This window comes from Microbacterium sp. Root553 (assembly GCF_001426995.1).
Classification (GTDB): Bacteria; Actinomycetota; Actinomycetes; order Actinomycetales; family Microbacteriaceae; genus Microbacterium.
Genome location: NZ_LMFY01000001.1, coordinates 2,132,326 through 2,153,663, shown reverse-complemented (window position 1 = coordinate 2,153,663; position 21,338 = coordinate 2,132,326). Strand labels below are relative to the sequence as shown.

21 protein-coding genes are annotated in these 21,338 nt (G+C 68.5%); 5 read left to right on the top strand and 16 right to left on the bottom strand.

The genetic code is table 11. The features are described 5' to 3' along the window. Nucleotides 1–156 precede the first annotated feature (156 nt). The gene (locus tag ASD43_RS09935; RefSeq protein WP_056416804.1) at nucleotides 157–1,161 is read left to right on the top strand and encodes an isopenicillin N synthase family dioxygenase; all 1,005 of its coding nucleotides are present in this window, start codon (nucleotides 157–159) and stop codon (nucleotides 1,159–1,161) included. A 5-nt stretch (nucleotides 1,162–1,166) separates the two neighbouring features. Here ASD43_RS09935 and ASD43_RS09930 read toward each other — a convergent pair whose 3' ends face one another. The 6 genes from ASD43_RS09930 to ASD43_RS09905 form a co-directional block, all read right to left on the bottom strand. After that, nucleotides 1,167–1,496 (bottom strand): transcriptional regulator, encoded by a 330-nt coding sequence (locus ASD43_RS09930; protein ID WP_056416801.1) that lies wholly within the window; start codon nucleotides 1,494–1,496, stop codon nucleotides 1,167–1,169. Next, nucleotides 1,489–2,388, bottom strand: a complete 900-nt coding sequence (locus ASD43_RS09925) for a hypothetical protein (protein WP_235564098.1) — start codon at nucleotides 2,386–2,388, stop codon at nucleotides 1,489–1,491. The genes ASD43_RS09930 and ASD43_RS09925 overlap by 8 nt, the downstream gene beginning before the upstream one ends. Before the next feature lie 119 nt (nucleotides 2,389–2,507). Beyond that, on the bottom strand, nucleotides 2,508–2,777 hold the full coding sequence (rpsO, locus tag ASD43_RS09920; protein ID WP_017203073.1) for a 30S ribosomal protein S15: 270 nt from the start codon (nucleotides 2,775–2,777) through the stop codon (nucleotides 2,508–2,510). Nucleotides 2,778–2,985: 208 nt separating this feature from the next. Continuing rightward, a complete protein-coding gene (locus tag ASD43_RS09915) occupies nucleotides 2,986–3,540 on the bottom strand; it encodes a YceI family protein (RefSeq protein ID WP_056416795.1) in 555 nt (184 codons plus the stop codon). A 181-nt stretch (nucleotides 3,541–3,721) separates the two neighbouring features. Continuing rightward, nucleotides 3,722–4,090, bottom strand: coding sequence for an FKBP-type peptidyl-prolyl cis-trans isomerase (locus tag ASD43_RS09910; RefSeq protein ID WP_045255339.1), 369 nt, complete (start codon nucleotides 4,088–4,090; stop codon nucleotides 3,722–3,724). 269 nt (nucleotides 4,091–4,359) lie between these two features. Beyond that, nucleotides 4,360–5,676, bottom strand: coding sequence for a PrsW family intramembrane metalloprotease (locus ASD43_RS09905; protein WP_235564097.1), 1,317 nt, complete (start codon nucleotides 5,674–5,676; stop codon nucleotides 4,360–4,362). Nucleotides 5,677–5,764: 88 nt separating this feature from the next. Between ASD43_RS09905 and ASD43_RS09900 the strand changes: the two genes are divergently transcribed. Continuing rightward, nucleotides 5,765–6,634 carry a fumarylacetoacetate hydrolase family protein gene (locus ASD43_RS09900; protein ID WP_056416792.1) on the top strand — a complete coding sequence of 290 codons (870 nt, stop codon included), beginning with the start codon at nucleotides 5,765–5,767 and terminating at the stop codon, nucleotides 6,632–6,634. Nucleotides 6,635–6,710: 76 nt separating this feature from the next. Here the strand turns inward: ASD43_RS09900 and ASD43_RS09895 are convergent, their stop codons facing one another. Together ASD43_RS09895 and ASD43_RS09890 are read right to left on the bottom strand one after the other, a co-directional pair. Further along, nucleotides 6,711–8,171 carry an aspartate ammonia-lyase gene (locus tag ASD43_RS09895; RefSeq protein ID WP_056416790.1) on the bottom strand — a complete coding sequence of 487 codons (1,461 nt, stop codon included), beginning with the start codon at nucleotides 8,169–8,171 and terminating at the stop codon, nucleotides 6,711–6,713. A 93-nt stretch (nucleotides 8,172–8,264) separates the two neighbouring features. Further along, nucleotides 8,265–9,179: a metallophosphoesterase gene (locus tag ASD43_RS09890; protein ID WP_056416787.1), complete on the bottom strand. Its 915-nt coding sequence runs from the start codon at nucleotides 9,177–9,179 to the stop codon at nucleotides 8,265–8,267. An 80-nt stretch (nucleotides 9,180–9,259) separates the two neighbouring features. On the opposite strand from ASD43_RS09890, the gene ASD43_RS09885 reads away from it, so the two are divergent. Beyond that, nucleotides 9,260–9,826 carry a TetR/AcrR family transcriptional regulator gene (locus ASD43_RS09885; RefSeq protein ID WP_056416784.1) on the top strand — a complete coding sequence of 189 codons (567 nt, stop codon included), beginning with the start codon at nucleotides 9,260–9,262 and terminating at the stop codon, nucleotides 9,824–9,826. A 75-nt stretch (nucleotides 9,827–9,901) separates the two neighbouring features. Here ASD43_RS09885 and ASD43_RS09880 read toward each other — a convergent pair whose 3' ends face one another. Together ASD43_RS09880 and ASD43_RS09875 are read right to left on the bottom strand one after the other, a co-directional pair. Continuing rightward, nucleotides 9,902–10,237: a hypothetical protein gene (locus ASD43_RS09880; RefSeq protein ID WP_056416781.1), complete on the bottom strand. Its 336-nt coding sequence runs from the start codon at nucleotides 10,235–10,237 to the stop codon at nucleotides 9,902–9,904. Further along, the gene (locus ASD43_RS09875) at nucleotides 10,234–11,598 is read right to left on the bottom strand and encodes an inorganic phosphate transporter (protein WP_056416779.1); all 1,365 of its coding nucleotides are present in this window, start codon (nucleotides 11,596–11,598) and stop codon (nucleotides 10,234–10,236) included. The genes ASD43_RS09880 and ASD43_RS09875 overlap by 4 nt, the downstream gene beginning before the upstream one ends. Nucleotides 11,599–11,754: 156 nt before the next feature. Between ASD43_RS09875 and ASD43_RS09870 the strand changes: the two genes are divergently transcribed. Continuing rightward, entirely contained in the window at nucleotides 11,755–13,854 is a 2,100-nt protein-coding gene (locus tag ASD43_RS09870; protein WP_056416774.1) for a S9 family peptidase, read from the top strand. Between the two features lie 128 nt (nucleotides 13,855–13,982). Here ASD43_RS09870 and ASD43_RS09865 read toward each other — a convergent pair whose 3' ends face one another. From ASD43_RS09865 to truB, 6 genes are all read right to left on the bottom strand, one after another. Then, nucleotides 13,983–15,011 carry an ATP-dependent 6-phosphofructokinase gene (locus tag ASD43_RS09865; protein WP_056416771.1) on the bottom strand — a complete coding sequence of 343 codons (1,029 nt, stop codon included), beginning with the start codon at nucleotides 15,009–15,011 and terminating at the stop codon, nucleotides 13,983–13,985. 221 nt (nucleotides 15,012–15,232) lie between these two features. Next, nucleotides 15,233–17,377, bottom strand: a complete 2,145-nt coding sequence (locus ASD43_RS09860; RefSeq protein WP_056416766.1) for a DEAD/DEAH box helicase — start codon at nucleotides 17,375–17,377, stop codon at nucleotides 15,233–15,235. A 202-nt stretch (nucleotides 17,378–17,579) separates the two neighbouring features. Continuing rightward, nucleotides 17,580–18,530, bottom strand: a complete 951-nt coding sequence (locus ASD43_RS09855; RefSeq protein WP_056416764.1) for a bifunctional riboflavin kinase/FAD synthetase — start codon at nucleotides 18,528–18,530, stop codon at nucleotides 17,580–17,582. Next, nucleotides 18,527–18,973, bottom strand: coding sequence for a hypothetical protein (locus tag ASD43_RS09850; RefSeq protein WP_235564096.1), 447 nt, complete (start codon nucleotides 18,971–18,973; stop codon nucleotides 18,527–18,529). The genes ASD43_RS09855 and ASD43_RS09850 overlap by 4 nt, the downstream gene beginning before the upstream one ends. Before the next feature lie 64 nt (nucleotides 18,974–19,037). Then, nucleotides 19,038–19,406 (bottom strand): hypothetical protein, encoded by a 369-nt coding sequence (locus ASD43_RS09845; RefSeq protein WP_056416759.1) that lies wholly within the window; start codon nucleotides 19,404–19,406, stop codon nucleotides 19,038–19,040. Further along, nucleotides 19,403–20,296 (bottom strand): tRNA pseudouridine(55) synthase TruB, encoded by an 894-nt coding sequence (gene truB, locus ASD43_RS09840; RefSeq protein WP_056416756.1) that lies wholly within the window; start codon nucleotides 20,294–20,296, stop codon nucleotides 19,403–19,405. Before truB ends, ASD43_RS09845 begins: the two co-directional genes overlap by 4 nt. 132 nt (nucleotides 20,297–20,428) lie before the next feature. Here truB and ASD43_RS09835 point away from each other — a divergent pair, with 132 nt between their 5' ends. Further along, entirely contained in the window at nucleotides 20,429–21,292 is an 864-nt protein-coding gene (locus ASD43_RS09835; protein ID WP_056416753.1) for an A/G-specific adenine glycosylase, read from the top strand. Nucleotides 21,293–21,338 lie beyond the last annotated feature (46 nt).

Below are 21,338 nucleotides of genomic sequence, written 5' to 3'. Positions count from 1 at the left end.
ACTCTCTGACACAAGAAATGAGGTAAGGCATCCCTTACCTCCAGAGACTTTAGCACCACCGCCCATGCGTGTTTCACCACACGCCCACCGGGCCGCCCACGGGTAACGCGACGCAACACAGCGCCACCCGCGACGGGGCCGAATTACGCTCGGGTCATGGCTGATCTCTCGCTCCCCATCCTCGACCTGTCCCAGCTCGACGCCGGCCCCGAGGCCGCGGCGCGGTTCCGTGACGATCTGCGCGCCGCGACCCATGACGTGGGGTTCTTCTACTTGACGGGCACCGGCATCTCCCCCGCTCTCGAGGAACGCCTGCATCGTGCGGCCCTCGACTTCTTCGCGCTGCCGGAGGAGGACAAGCTCGCCATCGAGAACGTGAAGAGTCCGCACTTCCGCGGCTACACGCGTATCGGCGGAGAGCGCACGCAGGGCAAGGTCGACTGGCGGGAGCAGATCGACATCGGCCCCGAGCGCGAGCCCCTCGAGGGAGGCCCGGCCTTCAATCGGCTGACCGGTCCGAATCTGTGGCCCGCCGCGCAGCCCGAACTCAAGGCCGTCGTCACCGAATGGCACGACACCCTGACCGAGATCGCCCGCAAGCTGCTGCGCGCGTGGGCGCTCACCCTGGGGGCGGACGAGTCCTACTTCGACGAGCCCTTCCACGACCCGTCGACCCTCATCAAGATCGTCCGCTATCCGGGCACGCACGACCCCGAGCCGCAGCAGGGCGTCGGCGCGCACAAGGACTCGGGCGTGCTCACGCTGCTGTGGGTCGAACCGGGCAAGGGCGGTCTCCAGGTGGAGCGCGACGGCGAATGGGTGTCCGCACCGCCGGTCCCCGGCGCCTTCGTCGTCAACATCGGTGAGCTTCTGGAGTACGCCACCGGTGGCTACCTCAAGGCGACCAACCACCGGGTGATCTCGCCTCGCGCCCCCGAGGAGCGCATCTCGATCCCGTTCTTCTTCAACCCCGCGCTGGATCAGCAGCTGCCTCTGCTCGAGCTCCCCGCGGATCTCGCCGCCGAGGCGACCGGGATCACCGAGGACCCGAGCAACCCCATCCACGCGACCTATGGCGAGAACGCGATGAAGTCGCGCCTTCGCGCGCATCCCGATGTCGCGGCGATCCACCACCCCGACCTGGTGTCGCCCCGGAACTGAACCGATCAGAGCGAGGGGCCGCCGCCGAGCGCGACGATCTCCCGCAGCGCCTGGAGGTGGCCGGCGAAAGCCGCGCGACCGGCCGCTGTCGAGTGGACCCACGTGCGTGGGCGATTGCCGAGGCTACCCTTGCGGGCGACAACGTACTCCGCGGCCTGAAGGTGCGAGATGGCCTTGCTCAATGGCGAATCACCGCATTGGAGGATCTCGCGCAACGCCGCAAAATCCAGTTCGACGCCGTCGCCGAGCGATGCCAGGAGCGAGAAGCGGATCGGAGACGCGAAGTTGTCGTCGAGCCTGGTCCGCGGGTGCGGCCGAGATGGACTCTCACTCACGCAGATCACGTCCGGGGGCGAACGAGACGGCGATGAACAGCGCGATGATGCCCAGACCGCTCAGCACGCCGACCAGAACCGGAATGTCATCGACGAGCACCGCCAGCGACAGCACGGAGGCGGATACGGCGAAGGCAGCGAGGTGAGGCCAGCGCCAGGAGGCACCGACGGCCGGGAGCCCCATCTCCGTGCGTCCCGCCATGAGCCAGGCGAACAACATCAGCACGACGAGCAAGAGCAGCGCGCTCGTGAGATTCCCGTCCGACGAGGACCCGAGCATCGCAAGCACACCGACGGCGACGCCGACGCCGATCGTTCCCCACCGCACGCCGCGCGGTAGCGGGGCAGGATGCGACCGTGGAGGGGGACCGTCATCAGCTGCCCGAGCGAGCTGCACCACCCCGTAGCCGCCATACCCGATGAGCACGAGCGCGGCAGGGATCCACATCCCGATCGTCGGAAATCGGGGATCCCAGACCACGAAGCCGAATACGACGAGTGCCGCGACCGTCAACACCGCGCCTGAGACCCACAGCAGCCAACGCGACCGCGTCAGGCGCCACTGCATCCCATTGCGCTGCGCGATGCCGCTGGCCAGCTGCCCCCACAGGAGGAACCCGAAGAGCATCACCTGGCTCGCCCCCGCGTGATGGTCGCCACGCAGGGCCGCCGCCATCGCGACGAGGTACACGGCGGTGATGACGGCGTTCGCGATCTGCAACCACGCCAGCCCTCGCCGATCGACGACACGCCCGCGTCGATGCACCACCGCATCCGCCTCGTCGAGATAACTCTGGGCGAGCTCCGCGCTCGGCGGTGCGAGCGCCTCCTGTCCCTGGACCGGCTTCTGCTCCATCGTGTGTCCTCCGATCGCTTTCCAGTAGGAAAGCACATTACTTTCCTACTGGAAAGCGATCGAGAGATCAACCCCGGATATGACGAAGGCCGCCCCACACCTGGGACGGCCTTCTCAAGAATGTTTTGCGCGATTGTACACGCGAGCGCTCTGCGTTATCGGCGGAGACCCAGGCGAGCGATCAGCGAGCGGTAACGCTCGATGTCGACGCTCTGGAGGTAGCCGAGCAGACGACGGCGCTGACCCACGAGCAGGAAGAGGCCACGACGCGAGTGGTGGTCGTGCTTGTGCTCCTTCAGGTGCTCGGTGAGGTCCTTGATGCGCTGCGTCAGCATCGCGGCCTGCACCTCGGGGGATCCGGTGTCACCGGGGTGCGTCGCGTACTCTTCGATGATCGCCTTCTTGACGTCTGCTTCCAGTGCCATAGATTCGATCCCCTCTCTGCTTGTTGCGCGGTGCCCGACGCCTGATGCGTGAGCTCTCTTTATCCGCGGCCGATCAAACGGCAACCTGTCGAGTCTACCAGGCATCCACCCCGTCGCACGACGCGAGCAGACTCCGAACGCTCAGGCCCCGGATGCAGAGAGGACCCCGAGCCCTCACGGGCCCGGGGTCCTCCGATGCGATGCGGGATCAGTCCTGCTGCAGAGCCGCCTGCAGGTCGAGGTTGATCGTGACGTCCTTGCCGACGAGCACGCCGCCGGTCTCGAGTGCGGCGTTCCAGGTCAGACCGAAGTCCTCGCGGTTGATGACGGCCTTCGCCGACGCGCCCGCCTTGTAGTTGCCCCACGGGTCGGAGCCGAAGCCGCCGAAGTCGACCTCGAACGTGACGGGCTTGGTGATGCCGCGGATCGTGAGGTCACCGTCGACGAACAGCTCGCCCTTCTCGGCGCGTGCACCGGTGGAGACGAAGTCCATGGTCGGGAAGTTCTCGGTGTCGAAGAACTCGGCGGAGCGGAGGTGCTGGTCGCGGCCCTCGTCCTTCGTGTCGACGGACGTGACGTCGACGCTGGCCTCGACCGTGGTCTCGAGGGGGTTCTCCGGGGCGGTGAGCGTCGCGCTCTTCACACCGAAGGTGCCGCGCACCTTGGAGATCATCATGTGGCGGACACTGAAGGTGACCTCGCTGTGGGCGGGGTCGAGGACGTAGGTGCCGGGACGGTAGCCCGGGATGTCGATGCTGGTCATGGTTTTCTCCTCGGGAGACGGGGGCCGCGGGTGGCGGCAGGGATGAGGGGCCGTGTTCACGGCGTCACGCGTAACAACTTACATGCGTACGCATATATTCCGCTGTATGCGACGAATGTCGTCCGCGTTCGCAGAAGGCGCCGACCCCGACGGGGTGCGGCGCCTTCGTCGCTCGTCGGTGTCAGCCGACCTTCACGAGGTCGATGATGAAGATGAGCGTCTTGCCGGAGAGGAAGTGCCCACCGCCGACGGGACCGTAGGCGAGGTGCGGCGGGATGACGAGCTCACGTCGGCCGCCCTCCTTCATGCCGGGGATTCCGTCCTGCCATCCCTGGATCAGGCCGCGCAGCGGGAACTGGATGGTCTCACCACGACCCCACGAGGAATCGAACTCCTCACCGGACTCGAACTCGACTCCGGCGTAGTGCACGGTGACGGTGTCGCCGGGCTTCGCCTCGGCCCCGTCTCCTTCGATGATGTCGCGGACCACGAGCTCCGCGGGTGCGGGGCCGGTGGGGGCGTCGAACTCAGGCTTTGTGCGATCAGTCATGATGTCCATCCAACCCGAGCACCGGGGGCAGGGTCAACGCGACGGCGCCCGCTCACAGCGAACACGTCAGAACCTGCCCGCTCGCCCCGGCAGCGCGACCGCCCTCACGAGCGCGGAAGGTCTTGACACCCGTCGATACCGGGTGCACCCTGTTTACAGATCAACTCAGCGCCCGGTAGACATGCAGGCATCGCCGCAGCACCGGGCGCTGAGTCTTTGCCACGGCAGACCCGACACCGCTCGAGGCGATCACTCCCCCGCCGCGGCGATCAGTACGCCAGCAGGGCCGCCCTCGCCGCACGGGTGCGCGCGAGCAGCGCCTGCTCGTCGGCGGGGGCCATCGGGTCGCGGCCGGTGATCGCCCGCTGGCGCACGGAGGCGAGCATCGTCGCGTCCTTGATGAACTGCCGCATGAGGGGACGTCGGTCGCCGCGCAGCTGCGATGCCCAGGCCAGCCCGGTCTTACGCCCGGCCGGCGTCGCCAGCATCGTGACCTCCTCGGGGGTGAACCATCCGGCGGAGGCGTAGTCGCCGAGTCGCGCCCTGGTGAGGCGCGATTCCTCCCGCCGCAACGCGATGATGCCGAAGATGAAGCCGACGAACAGCGGAACCTGCAGCACGAAGTACAGCAGGAAGAAGTTCACGAAGGACGATCCGTTCCACAGGCCGTGCAGCAGCATGGCGCCGAGCATGCCGAGGATGCCGAATCCGAGCGCCGCGCCGCTGGAGGCGTGGCGACGGGCCGCGAGGCCGATAGCCAGGCCCGTGAGCGAGGTGAACATCGCGTGCGCGAACGGCGACATGATCGCCCGCAGGATGAAGGTCACGGTGAGCTGCCCGCCGCCACCCTCGATGAGGCTGATCGCGAAGTACTGGATGTTCTCGGTGAAGGCGAAGCCGGCGCCGACCAGCGCACCGTAGACGACGCCGTCGACCGGACCGTCGAACGATCGGCGCGCGATCAGGAAGATCAGGAAGACGCCGATGCCCTTCCAGAACTCCTCGACGATCGGGGCCTGGACCACTGCTCCCGCCACCTCGTCGCGGAATCCGAGGACCGCGGTGAGACCGAGATCGACCAGCAGGGTGAGGCCCACCGCGGCGATGGCTCCCCACGCGATCGCGAAGAACACCAGCGACTTGGGCTCCGGTTCCCACCGGTCGATCATGCGCACGACGAAGAAGACGATGGCCAGCGGCACGAGAGCGAGCACCAGGCCGATGACCGACGCCGCCGCTCCGAGGAACAGGCCGAAATACGCCACGAGAGCGAGCATCAGCAGACCGAGGAAGCCGAAGAGCGAGTAGAGAGCGATCCGGCCGCCCCGTCGCCCGGGCGGAAGAGGGGGAAGTCCCTGTGCCGGCGACGGCGCGGCAGGAGCCGGCGGCGAGTACGGGGTCGGCTGCGCGAGCACCGACGCGTACACGGGCTGCTGCGCGAACTGCGGCGGCATGTAGTTCGACTGCGCGTACTGCTGGGCCGAGTACTGCGGCGGCTGCCCGTGCTGCGGCTGCTGTCCCTGTTGCTGCGGCTGTGCGGGCGGCGGCGAGTAGGGCGATGGCTGGGACGGTCCTCCGGAACTCATAGCGAAAGCATATGGCGAACAAGCTCCTCCGCCCGGGTCTGGCGACTTCCTCCAGCCGATCCGGGGCGGCACCGGATAGCGTAGGAGTATGCGGTTCGCTCATCTGCGCCGTGCCGACTCCTCGACTGTGCATCTCGCAGTGGTGGAGGGGGCCGACGCCATCCTCGTCTCCGATCTCCTCACCGACCCTCCTGCGACTCTGCAGCAGCTGATCGAGGGCGGTGAGCCGGTTCTCGCCGCGCTGCGCTCGGCGGTCGCCGACGGCGAGGCGCCCCGGCATCCGCTCGACGGCTGGGACTACGCATCCGCCGTCATCGCTCCCCCGGCGGTGCTCGCCGTGGGACTCAACTACGCCGCGCACTCCAGCGAACTCGGTCTGAAGACCGACGCGGCGCCGACGGTGTTCACGCTGTGGCCGAACTCGCTCACCGGCCATGAGCAGACCACCTCCTGGCCGCGCGCGCTGAGCGAGGCCGTCGACTACGAGGCCGAGCTCGGGGTGCTCATCGGCACCCCGGCGAAGGACGTCGCAGAGGCCGAGGCCCTGTCGCACGTATGGGGCTACACCGTCGTCAACGACATCACGGCGCGCAACGTGCAGTTCTCCGAGGCGCAGTGGTCGCGCTGCAAGTCGTTCGACGGCTTCACCCCGACCGGCCCCTTCGCCGTCACGGCCGATGAGATCGCGGATCCTCAGGACCTCCACATCTGGGCCGTCGTCGACGGGCAGACCGTGCAGGACGCCAGCACCGACCAGATGGTGCGGTCCGTCGCGAAGCTCATCGCGCACCTCTCGCAGTCGCTGACCCTGCTGCCGGGAACCCTCATCTCCACCGGCAGCCCCGGCGGTGCGGGCTACTCCCGCGATCCGCAGATCTTCCTCCGCGACCGTTCCACCGTCACCGTCGGCATCGACGGCATCGGCGAACTCACGACCCACTGCCGCGTGCAGGACTGACCGCAGACCCCGCATCATCGCGGACGACGAAGGGCCCGGCGACTCCGCCGGGCCCTTCGTCGTGTGCGGAGTCCGCTCAGATCTCGATCAGATCCTCGGAGGCGATGATCGGGATCGCGGCGGTGATCGCCTCGAGACCCGACAGACGCGCAGGCGACAGCTGCTTGATGACCTCGTCGCGAGACATGAGTCCGGCCTCGACGACCAGATCCGCGACGTTGCGGTTCGTGAGGAGAGCGGTCTTCGCGAGGGCGGCAGCCGCCGCGTAGCCGATGAACGGGGTGAGTGCGGTGATGACGCCGACGGATGCGCCGACCATGGCGCCGAGACGGTCACGGTTCGCGGTGATCCCGTCGACGCAGTTCACCCGAAGCGTCCACATGGCCTGACGCATCCAGGTGATCGACTGGAAGATCGAGTGCGCGATCACCGGCTCGAAGGCGTTCAGCTGCAGCTGACCTGCCTCGGCCGCCATCGTCACGGTCATGTCGGCACCCGCGACGGCGAAGGCGACCTGGTTGACGACCTCGGGGATCACCGGGTTGACCTTGCCCGGCATGATGCTGGAGCCGGCCTGCATCGCCGGGAGGTTGATCTCGCCGAATCCGGCCTGCGGCCCCGACGACAGCAGACGCAGATCGTTGCAGATCTTCGACAGCTTCATCGCGTTGCGCTTCAGGGTCGACGAGAACGACATGAACGAGCCGGTGTCGCTGGTGGCCTCGACGAGGTCGGCAGAGGTCACGAGGTCGAGAGTGGTGATCTCGCGCAGGTGCTTGAGCACGGCGGGCGCGTAGTCGGCGTGTGTGGTGATTCCCGTACCGATCGCCGTCGCGCCCATGTTGATCTCGAACATCAGCGACGCGTTCTCGGTCAGACGCGTGTGGTCGTAGCCGAGCGTCGAGGCGAAGCCGTGGAACTCCTGGCCGAGGGTCATCGGCACGGCATCCTGCAGCTGCGTGCGACCGACCTTCAACACGTCGTGGAACTCGCGGGACTTGTTGAGGAAGGAGATCCGCAGGAGATCGAGTTCCTCGAGCAGCGAGCGCAGCGTGAGCGAGAGGCCGATCTTCACCGCGGTGGGGTAGACGTCGTTGGTGGACTGGCTGCGGTTGGTGTGATCGATGGGCGACAGGAACGCGTAGTCGCCCTTCTCGCGACCCGCGAGCTCGAGCGCGATGTTGGTGATGACCTCGTTCGCGTTCATGTTCGTCGAGGTGCCGGCGCCACCCTGGATGACGCCCACCGTGAACTGGTCGTGGAACTCGCCGTCGATGACCCGCTGTGCCGCACGATCGATCAGATCGGCACGCTCGGCATCGAGGACGCCGATCTGTCGGTTCGCACGGGCGCTCGCCTGCTTGACCATCGCGAGAGCGACCACCAGATCGGGGTAGACCGAGATCGGACGCTTGGTGATCGGGAAGTTCGCATCGGCGCGAGCGGTGTGGATCCCCCAGTACGCGTCGGCGGGAATCTCCATGCTCCCGAGCGAATCGGTCTCGGTGCGGGTACGGGTAGGCGCGGCAGAAGCCATGTCACATCCTTGTGGGTAGTGGCGAGTGTGAAGTGCGGGGGATGCCCCAAGTCTACGCCCGAGCACATGCGCACACCGGGATACGTGTCCCGATCAGCGTTTCCGCGAGAAGACCTCGAGCCGCTCCTCGGGGCTGAGCGCGGCCATGCGCTCGACCCAGGCCTGCGAGAACACGTCTCCGGTCGGCGCGTCGACGACCGGCACCACGGTGTGCGTGATCGTGTCGGCGCGCACATGCACGATCTGGAACGCCTGCGCCGCATCCATGCCGTTGACGTCGGCCGCGGGACGCGCGACGTTCATGGTGTAGCAGGTGGCCGACGAGACGCTGACGGGCACACCCGCGAACGTCCCGTGTGCGGAATAGTGCAGGTGCCCGGCGAGGATCCCGCGCACGTCGCTCCCCCGGATCGCCTCGGCCAGCTCGTCCTGATGACGAAGCTCGAGGATGTCGAACAGCGGCAGGTGACTCGGCAGCGGCGGGTGATGCATCGCGAGCAGTGTGCCGTGCGGGGCCGGCTCACGCAGTATCTCCCGCAGCCACGACAGCTGGCCCTCGTCGAGATCGCCGTGATGCCAGCCCGGAACACTCGTGTCGAGGGCGATGAGCCGCAGTCCGTCGAGATCCCAGACGCCCGTCACCGGATCCGAGGTCGGCTCCAGATCCAGCAGTCCCTCGCGCAGCGCCGGGCGCTCATCGTGGTTTCCGGCCACCCACACCACGGTGGTGCCCAGCTCCTCGGCCACCGGCTCGACCGCCGCACGGAGCCGACGATAGGCATCCGGCTCGCCGAGATCGGCGAGATCGCCGGTGACGACGATCGCCGTGGGGTGCGGATGCACGGCGCGGACGGCCTCGAGCGTCCGGGCGAAGTTCGACTCGACGTCGTACCGCCCGCCCAGTCGCGCACCCTCGGCGAGGAAGTGCGGATCGCTCACGTGGATGATCACGTGGGACGCGGGCTGGTGGCGACCGAAGACGTGCTCGCTCTCGGAATGCGCTGACATGCTCCCAGCCTAGGCCGCGCTCCGACACCGGCCCCGGCTCGGCACCACGTCAGGTGTAGTGATCACGATAGGGTTCTCGGATGGCGAAGAACGAGGCACGCAGGCGGCTCATCGCGGACGCGGGATTGACGATCCTCGCGACGGAGGGCTCGCGCGGACTCACCCATCGCGGGGTCGACGTGGTCGCAGGACTCCCGGTCGGCACGACGTCGAACTACTTCCGCAGTCGTGATGCCCTCATCGAGGGACTGGTCGATCGGATCGGGGAGCGTCTGGCGCCGAGCGAAGACGACCTGGCGCGTCGGGCGTCGGCGACCCCGAGCGCCGAGCTGTTCGCCGACTACCTGCGTGACATCGTCAGACGACTCAGCGATGACCGCGACGTGACGGTGGCACTGTTCGAGTTGAGGCTCGAGAGCAGCCGACGCCCCGAGGTCGCCGCGCTGCTCGGTGCCTGGCAGCGGGCGGGGTTCGAGGCCGACGTCGCCTTCAACGCCTCCGCCTCTCTGCCCGGCGGACGGCATGAGATCGCGCTGTTCCACTACGCCATCGACGGTCTCCTGCTCGACCGGCTGACCACGCCCATCGACCCCGACACCTCGACCGACGAGATCATCGACCGACTCGTGGCGGGGCTGCTGCGCTGAGGACGCAGGAGCGGCACCTCAGCGGGTGCTCAGCGGGTGCTCAGCGCGGGACGATGACTCGGGGGCCGTCGACGATCAGTGCCCGACGACGATGATGAGGATGCCGGCGACGACGGCGACCGCGCACAGCGCGAAGCAGCCGTAGGCGCCGAGCAGTGCGATCCGACGCTGCGCCTCGGTCAGCGGGCTCTTCTTCGCGGCCTTCGCCGCCTGCTTGGCCGCGCGACGCAGCTCCTTCTCGGTGATCACGGTGATGGCATCCGTGAACTCGGCCGGGCTCACGACCGGCGCGCGGCCGCTGCGCACCAGCAGGCGCAGACCCAGCGAATAGAAGGTCACGACGGCGCATGCGCCGATCAGCGCGGCGAGGAAGACCTGGAGGAACGCACTCCAGTCGATGTCGACACTCACTTCGCCTCCTCGCTGTCCGTCGTCCCGGCATTGTCGATCCTGGGCGCGGCACCGGTGCTCGGTCCGCGCTTGGCAGCTTTGGCCGCGGCCTTCTCCTTGGCCGCGGCCTTGGCCTTCGCCTTGGCCTTCTCCCGCGCGTCGGCGCGCGCCTTGGCCTCGGCCTTCGCCTCGATCGCCCGCTGCTGACGGCGGGTGGGCGGCGGCATGTCCGGGTGCTCGATGGCGAGACCGGATTCCGCCACGTCGCTCATCGCGTTCGCGGGCGTCACGGCGTCCTTGCGCGAACGCAGGAACAGTCCGATGATGACCACGAGGGCGAGCACCGCATCGATCGCGATGCCCCAGGTGCCGAGCCAGGTGATCAACAGCGCCGCGAGAGCGCCGACCGCGCCGGCGGCGGGAAGCGTGAGCAGCCATCCGATCGCGATGCGCCCGGCTGTCCGCCAGCGCACGGTCGAACCGCGACGGCCGAGGCCGGAGCCGATGACCGAGCCCGAGGCGACCTGAGTGGTCGACAGCGCGAAGCCGAACGCGCTGGAGGCGAGGATCGTCGCGGCGGTGGAGCTCTCGGCCGAGAACCCCTGCGCCGGCTTGACCTCGGTGAGCCCCTTGCCGAGTGTGCGGATGATGCGCCATCCGCCGAGGTACGTGCCGAGGGCGATCGTGACGGCGCAGGCGATGATGACCCACAGGTGCGGATCCGCCTGCGAGCTGCTCTGCCAGCCGACGGTGATCAGCGCGAGCGTGATGACACCCATGGTCTTCTGCGCGTCGTTCGTGCCGTGCGCGAGGGCGACGAGCGACGACGTGAAGATCTGTCCCCACCGGAAGCCGTCGCGTCCGTCGGGCTTGCCGTCGTAGCGCCGGGTGATCGAGTAGGCGAGCTTGGTGGCCGCGAAGGCGATGATGCCGGCGGTCAGCGGGGCGATCAAAGCCGGGAGGATGATCTTCGACAGCACCATGCCGAAGTCGATTCCTCCCACGCCGACGCCGACCAGCGTCGCGCCGATCAGTCCGCCGAAAAGCGCGTGCGAGGAGCTCGAGGGCAGGCCGAGCAGCCAGGTCAGCATGTTCCAGGTGATCGCGCCGATCAGCCCGGCGAAGATCATGGGCAGGAACGCATCGCCCTGGATCGTGTCCTCCCGGATGATGCCGTGCGAGACGGTCTTCGAGACCTCCGTCGAGAGGAAGGCTCCGACGAGATTGAGCACGGCCGCGAGGAGGACCGCGGTCTTGGGCTTGAGGGCGCCGGTCGCGATGGGCGTGGCCATCGCGTTCGCGGTGTCGTGGAACCCGTTGGTGAAGTCGAAGAAGAGTGCCAGCAGGATCACCAGCACGACGATGAGGGCTGCGGTTTCCACCGGTCGCTTTCGGTCGTTGAGGAAGAAGGAGATGTCGACGGGATCGACGTGACGAACGAAGAGTTCACCGTGGGTTTGACTTCCGTTAACCGGCCCCGTTGAATCTTCCCACCCTCCCGAGTGCCGGTCAACTCGACCTGGGCTAGCGTGGATCCCGTGACTGATGCTCCGATCGCAGACCGCCGCTCGACCCTCCGCACTCACCACGGCGACACGTTCGACGATCCGTACGAGTGGCTTCGCGCGAAGGACTCCCCCGAGGTGATCGCGCACCTCGAGGCCGAGAACGCGTACACCGACGCCGAACTCGATCACCTGGCTCCGCTGCGGGAGACGCTGTTCCAGGAGATCAAGGGACGCGTTCAGGAGACGGACCTCTCGGTCCCCACCCGCCGCGGCGACTGGTGGTACTACAGCCGCACCGAGGAGGGCGCCCAGTACGGCATCCACTGCCGCACCGCCGCGGCCGAGGGAGACTGGACTCCTCCTGTCCTCGAACCCGGCGTCCCGGTCCCGGGAGAGACGGTGCTGCTCGACGGCAACGTCGAGGCAGAGGGACACGAGTTCTTCTCGCTCGGCGCCTTCGACACCTCGGACGATGCCACGAAGATGCTCTGGGCCACCGACTTCGAGGGTGACGAGCTGTACACGGTGCACGTTCGAGACCTCGTGACCGGCGAGACCCTCGCCGACGAGATCCCCGACACCGGCGGCGCGTTCTTCACCCCCGACGGCACCGGCATCCTCTACACGACGCGCGACGACGCCTGGCGTCCCGACACCCTCTGGCTGCACCGCCTCGGCACCCCCGTGACGGATGACGTGAAGCTCTTCCACGAGCCCGACGAGAAGTACTGGCTCGGCGCGGGCATCACGCGCAGCCGGAAGTACCTCGTGATCGCCGTCGGCTCCAGCATCACGAGCGAGGAGTACCTCGTCGACCTGTCCGGTGACCTGACCGCGGCGCCGCAGATCGTGTGGCCGCGTCGCGAGGGCGTCGAATACTCGCTCGAGCACGCCGTGGTCGACGGCGAGGACCGGCTCTACATCCTGCACAACGACGGCGCTCTGGACTTCGAGCTCGTCTCGGTGACCGCCGCCGACCCTCTCGGCGAACGGCGTGTGGTGCTCGCGCACGAGCCGGGCCGGCGACTGCTCGGCATGGACGCGTTCCGCGACTTCGCGACCGTGGAGTACCGCAGCGAGGGACTGGAGCGCGTCGGACTCCTCGACTACGCGACGGATGACGTGGAGGACGTCGTCTTCGACGAGCCACTGTACTCGGCGGGAGTCAGCGGCAACCCCGAGTGGCACTCGCCGTTCCTCCGGCTCGGGTACACCTCGTTCGTCACTCCCGGGACGGTCTACGAGCTCGACCTCGCCACCCGTGAGCTCGAGCTGCGCAAGCAGGTGTCGGTGCTGGGCGGCTACGACCCGCTCGACTACGGCCAGGAGCGCGCCTGGGCGACGGCATCCGACGGCACGAGAGTGCCGATCTCACTCGTCTGGAAGCGCTCGTTCGGCACCCCCGGAGCCGAGCCTCGCCCCGTGCACCTCTACGGCTACGGGTCGTACGAGCACTCGATCGACCCGGGCTTCTCGGTCGCACGCCTCTCGGAGCTCGACCGCGGCATCGTCTTCGCCGTCGCGCACGTCCGCGGCGGGGGTGAAATGGGGCGCCAGTGGTACGAGGACGGCAAACTGCTGAACAAGCGCAATACGTTCACCGATTTCGTGGCGTGCGCCAGGCACCTCGTCGACGAGGGGATCACCTCCGCCGAGACGCTGGTCGCCGAGGGCGGCAGCGCGGGTGGACTGCTGATGGGGGCGATCACCAACCTCGCTCCCGAGCTCTTCGCCGGAGTGCTGGCGGCTGTTCCCTTCGTGGACGCCCTCACCACGATCCTCGATCCGTCGCTCCCCCTGACCGTCATCGAATGGGACGAGTGGGGAGACCCGCTGCACGGGGCCGACGTGTACGAGTACATGAAGTCGTACTCGCCCTACGAGAACGTCCGTGACGGCGTCGCCTACCCCCGCATCCTCGCGGTGACCTCACTCAACGACACGCGCGTGCTCTACGTGGAGCCGGCGAAGTGGATCGCCGCGCTGCGCGTCGCCGGTGCCGCGGACGCGCTGCTCAAGTGCGAGATGGTCGCCGGGCACGGCGGCGTCAGCGGGCGCTACAACTCGTGGCGGGAGCGCGCGTTCGAGCTGGCCTGGATCCTCGACACGGTGGGGCTCGCCCGGGAGTGAGACCCGCGGGGTGGGCACCCCGCGGGATCAGGACGACGGTCCGGACTCAGGATGCTCCGCTTCGACGCATCCCGCGTTCGGGCGAGTCCCGTGTTCAGCCGAGTGCCGTGTTCAGCCGAGTGCCGTGTTCAGCCGAAGAGCGCCGCGGCCTCGTCGTACCGGCTGCGCGGAACCGTGTTGAGCTCGCCCAGCGCCTCGGCGAACGGGACCCGCACGATGTCGGTGCCCTGCATGGCGACCATCTGTCCCCAGGAGCCCTCGACGATCGCGTCTGCGGCGTGCAGACCGAGGCGCGTGGCGAGCACGCGGTCGAATGCCGACGGGGAGCCGCCGCGCTGGATGTGGCCGAGGATCGTCGCACGCGTCTCGATGCCGGTGATCCGCTCGATGGCCGGGGCGAGCTGATCGCCGATGCCGCCGAGACGCGGGCGGTTGAAGGCATCCAGGCCCTTGTCGCTGAAGGCCTCGTCCATGCCGAGCAGCTTGAAGCCCTCGGACACCACGACCAGCGGGGCGCGACCGCGATCATGGGCGCTCGAGACGAGATCGCAGATGTCGTCGATCGACATCGGGACCTCGGGGATGCAGATCGCGTGGGCGCCCGCAGCCATGCCGGCGTGCAGCGCGATCCATCCGACGTGACGTCCCATGACTTCGGCGACCATGCAGCGCTGGTGGGAGTCGCCCGTGGTGCGCAGTCGATCCATGGCGTCCGTGGCGATGTTCACCGCGGTGTCGAAGCCGAAGGAGTAGTCGGTCGCCCGCAGGTCGTTGTCGATCGTCTTGGGCACGCCGATGACGTTGATGCCGTCTTTCGCGAGACGGTCGGCCGCGGCCAGGGTCCCCTCGCCGCCGATCGCGATGATTCCGTCGATCTTGTGGCCGTACAGGGTCTTGGCGATGTTCTCCGCTCCGCCGCGCTCCCCCTCGTACGGGTTCGTCCGGCTCGTGCCGAGGATCGTGCCGCCGACCTTCGAGAGTCCCTTGACCTCGTGACGGGTGAGCGGGAAGAAGTCGCCGTCGACGACTCCGCGCCATCCGTCGCGGATGCCGACGAACTCGAGATCGTACGTGGTGGTGCCCTTGAGCACGATGCCGCGGATGACCGCGTTGAGTCCGGGGCAGTCGCCGCCGCTCGTCAGAATGCCGATCTTCATGCTTGCCTCAGACGGGTTCAGGGGAAAGGGAACAGGCGACGGTGCCTGCGATCGACACTATCGGTCTGCGACGTGCGGGCGCCATTCGAGAGGAGGAAAACCGCGGATCTTGCCCGAGGTTCGGCCACGATCTCCCGAATATTCGCGATCACGCCCTGTACGGCGCGAAATCGGCGTCAAGAACCGTGGTTCTTGACGCCGATCTCGGAGGACTGCTTCGCTCAGGAGGTGGCGAGCGTCTCCCGGAGCAGGTGCATGAGCGCACCGAGCTGCACGGGCTCTGCCGCAGCCTGGTCCATGGCCTCGCCATCGAGTGCACGGGCGGCGAGCCCCTGCTTCTGGTCGATGAGCTCCGCGATCTTCGCGTCGATCGTGTGCGCCGCGATGATCCGCCAGGCGGTCACCGGCTCGTCCTGACCGATTCGGTGCACGCGGTCGATCGCCTGCGTCTGCTCGGCGGCCGTCCACGAGAGCTCCGCGAGCACGACGTTCGATGCGGCCTGCAGGTTGAGGCCCACACCCGCCGCGGTGAGCGAGCAGACGGCGATGCCGACTCCCGGATCGCCGTTGAAGTCGTCGATCGCCTGCTGGCGCGTCGTCGTGGTCTGATCTCCACGGATCGACACCGCACGGATCCCGACAGACGCGAAGTGCGCCTCCGCCTGATCCATCACGTCGATGTGCTTCGCGAAGAACACGACCTTGCCTACGGAGCGCTGCAGCTGAGCGGCGTAGTCCGCGGCGAGATGCGCCTTGGCCTGTCCGATCCGGCGGACCATGGTGAAGACGTTGTCGCCCCCGGTTCCCGCGGCCTTGGACTCCTCGAGTTCGTTCTGCGAGACGAGACGCACGATGTCGTCGTCGATCTCCCCCGGCGCGAGCCCGCGGTCGCCGCGGGCCTCGAGGATGCGACGGTAGCGCGCGGCGAGCCGCTCGCCCAGCTCGCGCTCCGCCTGGCGGATGCTGCGCCCGAACTCGTCGTCGAGCTGCACGGGCAGATCGGCGATGAGCTTGTCCGGCAGATCGGCGGCGACGTCCTTTTTCTTCCGACGGACGATCCCCATCGAGATCACCGCTTCACGCGCCTCGGGATAGAAGGCCTTGTCGGCCGGCGTGAACCCGGTCGCGTCGAGCTTCTCCATCAGCTCCGGTCCGGGCTTCTCGCCCGTGGTCCAGCCGAGGAAGCGCCAGATCGCGTCGAAGTCCTCGACGTCGTTGATGAGCGGGGTTCCGGTGAGCGCCAGCATGAGCGGCTTTCCGCCCGGGGTGCGCTCGCGCACCCGGTTGGCGAGCGACAGCACGTTCTGCGAACGCTGCGAGCTGAGGTTCTTGATGAAGTGCGCTTCGTCGACGACCATGCCCCGCAGTCCGATCGAGGCGAGCCACGACATGTGCCGGTCGAGGATCTCATAGTTCACGATGAAGATGTCGGCGAAGGCGTCGATGTCCGCTCCGTCGCCCTGGATCACCGTCGCGCGCCGCTGCGGCGTCCACCGCTCGACCTCGCGGGCCCAGTTCATCTTCACGACGTTGGGCACGACGACCAGCAGCGGGTAGGCCCCGGCGACGGAGGCGGCCAGCACCGACTGCGCGGTCTTGCCCAGGCCGGGCTCATCGGCGAGCAGGAAGCTCCGATGGCCCTCTCGCACGGCCTCGAGGAACCGGGACTGGTGCACCATGATCTCGAGCCCCTTGGGCGAGAGGTGGTCGTACTCGGGCGCGGGAGGCAGATCCATGCTGGCCGCCCCTCCCCCGGCTCCCGTCTCGAACGACTTGTACAGCGGGCCCATGAGCTCCCAGCCGTCCAGACGACGGCGGGGCGTGGTGGCCGCGCGAGGCGTGAGGTCGGGCACCAGGAACGGGTTGGCGAGCTGGCGCGCCTCGACGGACGGCGGCGTGACCTGGCGCTCGGCGATCGCCGCGGAGACGACGGGCGTCTGCACCGGAGCGACGTCCGCGATGATCAGTTCCTCGGGCGCGAGCTCCGCACCCGATTCGAGCAGCCAGTCGCGACGCATGCGCTTCGCCACCGGCGACGTCGCCTGATCCGCCTCGAGCAGCTGGATCAGTGAGGTGTCGCGCGCCGCGGTCTTCGCCAGGATCGTCGCCACGCCGTCGAGCCGCTTGAGCAGCTCCGCCCTGGCGGAATCGACGATCTCGGTGTCCGCCTTCACCCTGGCGCGCTCCTCGCGCACCAGGAAGGCGATCACCTGGAACTTGACCCGATTGGTCGGGCCGAGCTTTCCGCGCTGGGACTTCGCCTCGATCTCGCGCACCTTGCGCGCGAGGATCGGGATGAGTGGTGCCTCGTCATCGCGACGAGACGTCTTCTTGCGCCGCGATGCGGCGGTTGCCGTGGTCGGCATGCTCCTCCTGAGCGTGAAGGCCGAAGCATCCCGGGGATGCAGAGGCCGTTCTCGATGTCCGCGTGTGGCGTGAGCCAGGACCGTACGAACGGTGATTCCGGTGATCGTCGACACGACTGACGCGAGGACCGTGAACCACCGACGCCAATCCTATGCCATCACGCCGGAGGACGCGGAACATCGCAGGAGAGTCGGAATCCCGTCAGCGTGCCGCGGCGAGCACGCGCTCCGCGTCGTCGACGTCGGCGGCCATCTGATCCTTGAGCTTCCCGATGCCCTCGAAGGCCACCATGCCGCGCAGACGGCTCACGAACTCGACGGTCACGTCATGACCGTAGAGATCGAGGTCCGTCTCGCCGATGACGTGGGCCTCGACCTGACGCTCGAGCACGTCGTCGAAGGTGGGGTTGGTGCCCACCGAGATCGCGGAACGATGACGGATGCCGGTCACGTGATCGATCAGCCACCCCGCGTACACACCGTCCGCCGGCACGAAGGAGTCGACGGATGCCGAGAGGTTGGCGGTCGGGAAGCCCAGCTCGCGGCCGCGCTTGAGACCGTGCACGACCTCGCCGCGCACGTCGACGTTGCGATCGAGCACCCGCGCGGCGGCCGTCACGTCTCCGGCCATCAGCAGCTCCCGGATCCAGGTCGAGGACACCCGGCGGTCGGAGCCGTCGAGGAAGACGTCGTCGACCACCTCCACCGTGAACCCGTGCCGCGGCCCGAGTTCCCGAAGCAGCGCCGGCGTGCCCTCTCCACCGCGGCCGAATCGGAAATCCTCGCCCACCAGCACGGTCGAGACCCGGAGCGCATCGACGAGGATGCCGGTGACGAAGTCCTCGGCACTGCGGGAGGCGAACTCCGCGTCGAAGGTCAGCAGAAGGGTGGCGTCGAGAGCCAGCTCACCGAGCAGCTCGAGCTTGCGGTCGACCGTGACCACGTTCTCGGGACACCGATCGGGGCGGAGCACCGCGAGCGGGTTCCGGTCGAACGTGACCGCGACGGTGCGCAGACCGGACTCGGCGGCGACCTCCGTCAGGCGGCGGATGACCGCGCGGTGTCCCGCGTGCACCCCGTCGAACTTGCCGATCGCGACGGCGGAGGCGCCGAAGTCGTTCGGAACCTCGTTCGGGTCGCGGAAGACGATCACGCGCCGACCTCGACGGACGCCCGTGCCGCGGTCCTCTCGACCGGCCGGTGGGTGCGGAGCCACCAGATGCCGAACACCGGCAGGACCAGCGGGATGAACAGGTACCCGCGACCGAACATCGACCACACGGTGTCGTGCGGGAACAGATCGGGGAGGAAGATGCTCAGTGCCCCGACCACCAGCACGCCGGCGAGCTCGAACACGATCGCCACCCAGGCCACGACGTACCAGCCGCGACGGCCGGCGAGCACGAGGGCGAGCGTCGCGAGGATGTACACGGCGGCGGCGAGTGCCGAGAGCGCGTACGCCACCGGCGCCTCGTCGAACTGTCGGAAGATCTGCACGAAGCTCCGACCGGTCGCGGCCAGTGCCATCACGGCGTAGACGATCACGAGGACGCGGCCGATGCCGGTCATCCGGGAGGTGGGGACGGTGGTGCTCATAGCGCCACCCATTCTAGTTCCGGGCCGGGGCACGAGATGCGCGCCACGGCAGCGCCCCAGCGGCTCAGGCGATCTGGATCGTCCAGATGACGTGCATGCGCCACACCATGATCGCGACGGCGAGCGCGGCGACCCCGAGGATGACGGTGCTCCAGCGGCTGCGCTCCATGAGAGCCCAGAGCACGGCGCCGATCGGCAGCAGCACGGCCGAGACGAGGTAGACCCAGTATTCGAGCAGATCGCCGGTGGGAGGGTTGCCCGCGAGCGGTGCGACGATGGCGACGACCACCTGCACGATCAGCAGCAGCTCGACGAGGGCGAGAGCACCCACCGAGTAGTCGCTCGGACGCCTGCCTGCGAGCCCGGCGACGAGGCAGAAGAGACCCGCGACGACCGCGACGGCCACCTGCGCGAGAGTGAGCCACAGGATCATCGCTGCACCTCGGGCATGTTCATGACGCTCTTCAGGTCGGCGCCGCGCTTCTCGACCACGCCGACGAGGACATCATCCTCATCGATCGCGGCAGCGAGCGCCCCGTTCAGGCGCACGGCCTGCTGTGCGAGCCGTTTGCCGTGCCGGAGGTCGCGTGCCTCGTCGCCCGACACCCGCAGGGCATCGAGCACGCGCACGGCTGCGGCCGCAGGGGTGAGCAGCGCGGACTCCGTCGCCTTCTCGATCTGCACGGCATCCGCGACGTCGAAGTCCCCGACGCGCGTGCGGCGCAGCGCCGTCAGGTGACCGCCGACGCCGAGGTCGGCACCCAGATCGCGGGCCAGCGAGCGGATGTAGGTGCCCGAGGAGCAGTCGACGACGACATCGAGGTCGAGGAAGCCCTCACCGCGGCGCTCTGCGAGGACATCGAACCGGGAGACGGTGACCTCGCGCGCGGCGAGGACGACCTCCTCGCCGTCGCGAACACGATCGTAGGCACGGCGTCCGTCGACCTTGATCGCGGACACGGAGCTCGGGACCTGGGAGATCGCACCGGTGAGCGATGCGATGCCGGCGGCCACGCGCTCGGGGGTCACCGCGGCCCAGGCCTGCTCGGGGGCGCGGGTCAGGACCTCGCCGTCCGCGTCGTCGGTTCCCGTGGTCTGTCCGAGTCGGATCGTCGCCTCGTATGTCTTGTCCGCGCCGACGATGAACGTCAGCAGTCGCGTGGCTCCTTCGACACCGATCACGAGCAGCCCCGTGGCCATCGGATCGAGCGTGCCGGCGTGCCCGACCTTGCGGGTGCCGAGGGCGCGCCGCGTGCGGGCGACGACATCGTGGCTGGTCAGCCCAGCGGGCTTGTCGACGAGGAGGATGCCGGGCGAGACCATCTCTCAAGCCTACGGTGCGGCCGACCCCGCATCGGCACGGACATCGAGGGTCGTCGGGGCGGTCACTGCCCGGCACCGTTCGCCTAGGCTGTCGAGGTGCGCTCGACTCCCCCTCCCGCCGATGCCGTGACGATGCCTCTGGCCCGGTGGTACCGCGACGCCGCGCGCGACCTCCCGTGGAGACGGTCGGAGTTCCACGACGAGTTCGGCGCCTGGGGGACGCTGGTCAGCGAGTTCATGCTGCAGCAGACACCGGTGAATCGAGTGATCCCGCATCTGGAGGCATGGCTCGCTCGCTGGCCCACGCCGTCGGCCCTCGCCGCGGCGACGACGGCCGAGGTCGTGCAGCAGTGGGCCAACCTCGGCTATCCCCGCCGTGCACTCTGGCTGCACCGGGCGGCCGTCGAGATCACGGAACGCCACGACGGCGTCGTGCCGCGCGACGTGGAGGCGTTGCTGAGACTGTCCGGGATCGGCGACTACACGGCACGGGCGGTCGCCGTGTTCGCCTACGCCGACCGTCACCCCGTCGTCGACACGAACACCCGCAGGGTGCTGGCCCGGGCGGTCCTCGGGCAGGCGCAGCCCGGACCTCCGTCCCGCCGAGATCTGGTGCTCATGGAAGAGCTCCTGCCGGAGGACGTCGGAGAGTCCGCCGTGTTCAACGCCGCGGCGATGGAGCTCGGCGCGACGGTGTGCACCTCGAGATCGCCCCGGTGCGAGGCCTGCCCCCTCCTCGGGGGCTGCGCCTGGGTCGCCGCCGGTCGGCCGGACACCGGCGATGCGCGGCGCCGTCAGGCGTCGTTCGAAGGCTCGGATCGACAGGCGCGCGGGGCGGTGCTCAAGATCCTCCGCGACGCGGCTCCGGACTCGGTGTCGCTCGAATCCGTGTTGCCCGAGTGGCCGGACTCGCTGCAGCGACACCGTGCCATCGACTCCCTCATCGCCGACGGTCTGGCCGAGGCCGACGGCGAGCTGATCTCTCTCCCCCGCTGATCTCCCTCCCCCGCTGAGCACTCGCCCCTCACCAGGACGCCGATCC